Consider the following 3,707-nt stretch of genomic DNA (forward strand, 5'->3'; position numbering starts at 1 on the left):
CTATTAAATAGTGTTCTTAATATTTTAACTTCTCGTATCATCTTTATATAGTTTCCATCTTTTACTGGATTACCATGGGCAGAATCATTTCTTTGCTGCCAAGCATTTTCTTCTGTAGTACTTAGTTTTATGTTGATTTTTTGAAGAAAATTCTGAAGTTGTTTTTTTTGTGATAATACATTTAAAATATCAATTTTTGATTTAAGTTGTTCTTTGATATCTTTATCTATTTCCAATGTCTCAATGCTTTCATTTATTATATTTTTTCTAAATTTTTTCCAAATAGTTTTATCTATAATCAATTTTTTTTCATTGTCAGTTAAACTTTTTGTGCATAATGATTCTATACAAGCTCCAAATTGAACACCAGCACTATGTGGGGCTGATGTAGAAGCATGCCAATATAACCATGATAAATGTCTAAAATCAATATCATCATAGATTGAGTATATGTTAGAAACTAAATTGCTAAATATCATTGAATCAATGGCATTAGTTGCTTGAGAATGCAAAATTGTAGGTGCTTGTGTATTTAATTTAAATGCACCATTATAATCATGCCCTCTTATTGTTTTAAAAGATACTAATTCAGAATTATCGTTGTAGCATGAGTAGCCTAAATAAATTAAAGGCTTGCCTAATACAAATGATATACAATTTCTAAGTTTATTTCGTATATCTTCTTCTTCTATATTTTTATATAAAATAAAACCTTTCGTATTAGAGTCAGATGAGCGGCACAAATAACATGATAAAACATCTGATAGTAATATATGCAAACAATGATGAGAATCATTTTTAATTGATTCATCTTTTAGTACAATATCATCAATTGATAATGAATTATGGACTTTTTTATTACGTATAATTGATTGGTCAAAGATGAAAAAAGAGTCAATATTATCAATCCACTCTATCATGTATTTTTCTTCACCTTCATTTTTTAAAGTGGCACTTATTGTATTTATTAAAGATAATTCATTTTGTTCATTAGAATTAAGATTAATATTATTTGAATAAGTTGTAACTCCAAAGAGAGTAATTTCTACATTCTTATTATAATAAGAATGTAGTACTACTTTATCCTCATTATTATATACTAATCCTTGTGTTTTCTCAATAAAATTTGATTTGGCTTGTATACTAGAAGTGGATTTTAAAATGATTCTTAAATCAGAATCTCTATATATTTTAAATGAAGTTATTGGTTCCTTTAATGGTCCATAATTATTGAACTTAAACATACGAGTATTAATAATATCTTCGAACTCTTCAAATTCAAACTTTTCCACTTCTTCTCCTGTATTTATAAAAGTATAGAATGTTGATGGTTAAAATATAATAAGAATAAATGGTATTTGTTTTTAAAATGTTAATAAAAATATATTAAGTAATATGTATTAACATTTGAAAAGCCGTTTTACATTTCTAAGATTTTTTGGCCTAGTAAATCAAATTAATACTTTTTATGTTACTGTCACACTTAATGTGACATTAAGGTTAACCCAATTATAATTTTATCATTAAGGAAAAGTTATGCTAGATAGAAATACTACTGTTACAATAAGAATAGCAAAAAATTGTATGGATTTTGTTAAGAGTTTTGCAAGAAAAAATGATTTAAGTGATTCTGAACAAATTAGTACTATTGTTAAGACATATGAACATCTAATGCCTTCACATATAAGAATGGAAGGCTTCATTTATGATAATTATAAACTAAAAGATAAGGGTGAAGATCTTTTTGCATATGAAACTCTTTATATGCTATATACTTATTTAGTAAAAAAAAATAAAAAATATGAAGATTATTATAATTTTGCTGCTACTCTTAGTAAATGGATTATTGTTGTACATTATATTGAAGGACATATAGAAATTACTGAAGATTACGATGGTGGGCAGTTTGCTAAAAATGCTAAAGAAGTGGCACGATTTTTATTTGGAGAAAAGCTTGAATGCTTTGAAGATCTTGCAGCTAATATTATAAAGAAAGTACTTGAAGCAAAAAATAATGATAGTATTTATAGTGAAAAATTAGTTAATTATATTTATATACTCTGTTTAAGTGAAAACAAGTTTGAAATGCTTTTTCATGATGAATACATTATAACAAGAGAAAAAATATTGTTTAGAATTACAAAAGAATTAAAGAATAATTTTAAAAATAATATGTATAGTCGTCCTTATGGCTCTTTTCAGGATTTATTTGGAATTAAACATACAATTTCTAAAATATTGGTTGATTATTACCAAAAGCCTAAGAATTTTTTAATTATTAATTCTATATCAGAATCTTTTATATGTGACTTATTAAATAATTTGCATCATTTGCTAAGTATGAGTAGTGTAACACCTTATTCACATACAATTACGGCAGCTCTTAAAATAACTCATGAAGTTGCAAAATTAGAAATGTATAAAACATCATATTACAATTATTTTACAAATAAGTTGGAATCTGAAGAAATAGATTTACTTAGTGCTTTACAGGATGATATATGCAATTTTGAGAAAAAAGAAATTATAAATAATATGATTGCTGAAAATGCTGCAAGAGTTCCATATCAGCTTTTAGAACAAACATTAAGTAACGGATGTAATTTTCTTGACTTATCAAGTGTCAGACAATCTATTAATGAAAATTTTCTTGATATCTTTTGGCCTACACTAAAGTATATTGTAGATGAAGATGAATTACCTTTGTTACTTAATCCAAACAAAGCTATTGAATATGGTGGTGAAAAAAGTTTTATAAACGATTATGGATATTTTAAGGGAAGTTATATCAGTCACAAGGATAATCCTTTTTCAATTAAAGTATATATAAATAATCTTCGACAGTTATCATGCACTCTGATATATGAAAAAGATGATTATACATTTGATTTTGAACTTGATATAGAAACAATTAATAAATTAGAAGTATTAATAAATGATAATGATAATAATTCTAATGTTATAGCTACTTCAAGTTCTGGAGTTAGTGTTAAGATTGAATTAGATAAGGAAGTTAGTTTTAGAGGAGAAAGATTTGATATCCAAATAAATAAAAATATTAGTAATAAGCTTCATGAAATAATTAGAAAATTTAAAAACAGTAAGGACTTTGACGATATATTAATAGTAAATAGACTTCATCATGGTGAACTTTAAGAAATATTTAATTAAAAAATTTAACTTTGATTTATGAATTATTTAAAAAGAGCCAATTCTAATCATTGTACAATAAACTCAATAAGTAATTTTATTACTTTTGGATTTTTGATTATTTGTATTAAAAAATAAAAGCATCACTTATTTATTATATCTCTTTATTATAACATAATGATAATATCAATGAATAGTGAATTTTTATAGTAAAAAATAACAATAGCCTACTAATTTATTACTTGTAGATATTTCTATTAGGTAGCTAGAAATATTAAAAATATCCTATCGTATTTGAACAAATTTAGTTCGTTGTATAGTCTAATAGAATAAGTATGTTTTGTCAACTAAACAAAATAATTATCAAAAATTTAAAAAAGTGTTTTTTATATTTTAAATTTAGCGTTTAACTTTATATTAGGTAAATTAGAATTTATTAAATACTATATTATAAATGTTAATCTTTATAACTTTCATTTATTTTTTGAATATTTATATAATAGTTAATTTATTTTAAAGTAATATTTCTCTAACATTTTATTATACAAATATTAATT

At 23.6% G+C, this 3,707-nt stretch carries 2 protein-coding genes; one reads left to right on the forward strand and one right to left on the reverse strand.

The genetic code is table 11. From position 1 onward, the window contains the following. On the reverse strand, positions 1-1,292 hold a 1,292-nt coding region (locus CRU95_RS15985; protein WP_164969821.1), incomplete at its 3' end, for a hypothetical protein. Between the two features lie 244 nt (positions 1,293-1,536). On the opposite strand from CRU95_RS15985, the gene CRU95_RS15990 reads away from it, so the two are divergent. After that, complete coding sequence (locus CRU95_RS15990) at positions 1,537-3,156, forward strand: hypothetical protein (protein WP_129102106.1); 1,620 nt, start codon at positions 1,537-1,539, stop codon at positions 3,154-3,156. The last annotated feature ends 551 nt before the right edge of the window (positions 3,157-3,707 follow it).

The sequence above is a fragment of the Arcobacter sp. F2176 genome (genome assembly GCF_004116465.1).
Classification (GTDB): Bacteria; Campylobacterota; Campylobacteria; order Campylobacterales; family Arcobacteraceae; genus Arcobacter; species Arcobacter siniprincipis.

What these genes read in the sequence shown, in the direction of transcription:
- CRU95_RS15990 (WP_129102106.1), top strand. Translation starts at nt 1,537, where the DNA reads ATGCTAGATAGAAATACTACTGTTACAATAAGAATAGCAAAAAATTGT.